The sequence below is a fragment of the Mesorhizobium sp. B1-1-5 genome (genome assembly GCF_006443065.1).
Taxonomy (GTDB): domain Bacteria; phylum Pseudomonadota; class Alphaproteobacteria; order Rhizobiales; family Rhizobiaceae; genus Mesorhizobium.
In genome coordinates this window covers 1-1,471 of the sequence record NZ_VFWS01000363.1, presented here as the reverse complement: position 1 = coordinate 1,471, position 1,471 = coordinate 1, and the positions used below count along the sequence as shown (strand labels likewise).

Genomic DNA, 1,471 nt, shown 5'->3' with positions numbered 1-1,471 from the left:
AGATCAGCCGATGCACCGCCAGTGCGTGCTGGACCGCGGACAGGCTTGTGGGGCTGATTTCGCCGATGAGATGATCCGCTCCGCCCGGCGGCGGAACCTCGGTGCCGATCACGTAGAGTGGCCGGTCGGTCCCGCTGGCGGCGTCCTCGGCCTTGCGCGCCAGGCGGGCGGCGCGCCTGGCAATCGTAGCGTCATCCAGCGCCGCCGGCTCGCCCGCGCATCCCATGGAGGCATCGAGATGGATCTTGCGGAAACCGGCCCGGACATAGGCGGACACCATGTCCTCGGCCTTCGCCATGGCCGCGCCGGCATCTTCCTTTCGCCATGGATTGGGACCGAGATGATCCCCGCCGAAGATGACCCGCTCGGGCGCAAGGCCTTCGGAGCCTGCAATAGCGGTCACCGCCGCGACGAAGTCAGCGGGCTGCATGCCGGTATAGCCGCCGAACTGGTTGACCTGGTTGCAGGTCGCCTCGATCAGCAGCGGCCGCGAGAACAGCGCGGCGTCGCGCACTGCGGCCCGGATCACGACCGGATGGGACGAGCAGACGGAGGTGATGCCTTCCGCCGCGCCCCGCCGCCGGGAATTTGCAAGTTTCAGCAATGGATCGGTCACGGGCGTCGCCTCGGCGTGTTGGCAATGAACAGATCGAGTTCGGCGCGCGTGCCGGCTCCTTCCATCGGGCCTTGCCGCGTGACGTTGCGCGCGCCTGCCGCATTCGCGTAATCGAGCGCGGTCACGGCAGGCATGCCGAGCCTGCGGCAGGCGATGTAGGCACCGCCAAAACAGTCGCCCGCGCCGGTCGGATCGATCTCCTCGACCAGGAAGCCGGGCGACTCGACGCGGCTGCCGTCGGCGCCGAACAGGGACGCGCCCAACGCGCCGCGCTTGACGACGACCTCGCCGGCGCCGCGGGCAAACAGCGAGGCGAGCGCGTCGGCTTCATTGTCGTTGCCCGAAGCGGTGTGGAGTTCCTCACCCGACGGCAGGATCAGATCCGCAATGTCGAGAAGCCGCGCGAAGCGCTCGCGCGTCTGGCCATGGCCGAGCAGTTCCTTGCGAAGATTGGGATCGAGCGAGATGCTTCCGCCACGCGCCTTGACCACATCGATGGCATGGTCGAGCACCTGCCAAATGGCGGGAATGCTGAGTGCGGTGCCCATGACGTGCAGGTGGCCTGAACGCGCCAGCAGCGCCCTGGCCTCAGGGGTCAAGCCGACCCGCGCCGCGGCCGATTTGCCGATATTGTAGACGAAGTCGCGCGAACCGTCCTCACGGTAGCGCACGAAGGCGCTGCCCGTCGGATAGTCTGGGCTGACGGCGATGGCCGATACATCCGCACCGTCCCGGCGCAGGCGCTCGACATTGATCCTGCCGAAATCATCATCGCCGACGCAGGCGATGATGCCGGCCCGCCCGCCAAGCCTGGCGCATTGGTCGACGAAGATCGCCGGCGCCCCGCTCGGATAG

At 68.0% G+C, this 1,471-nt stretch carries 2 protein-coding genes; both read right to left on the bottom strand.

Annotated elements, in window-relative coordinates; genetic code table 11:
* A partial coding sequence (locus FJ980_RS31375; protein WP_140547410.1) for a class II D-tagatose-bisphosphate aldolase, non-catalytic subunit occupies positions 1-616 on the bottom strand: 616 nt, incomplete at its 3' end.
* Positions 613-1,471, bottom strand: an 859-nt coding sequence (locus FJ980_RS31370; RefSeq protein WP_140547409.1) for a sugar kinase, incomplete at its 5' end; no start/stop codon positions are given. The genes FJ980_RS31370 and FJ980_RS31375, both read right to left, overlap by 4 nt.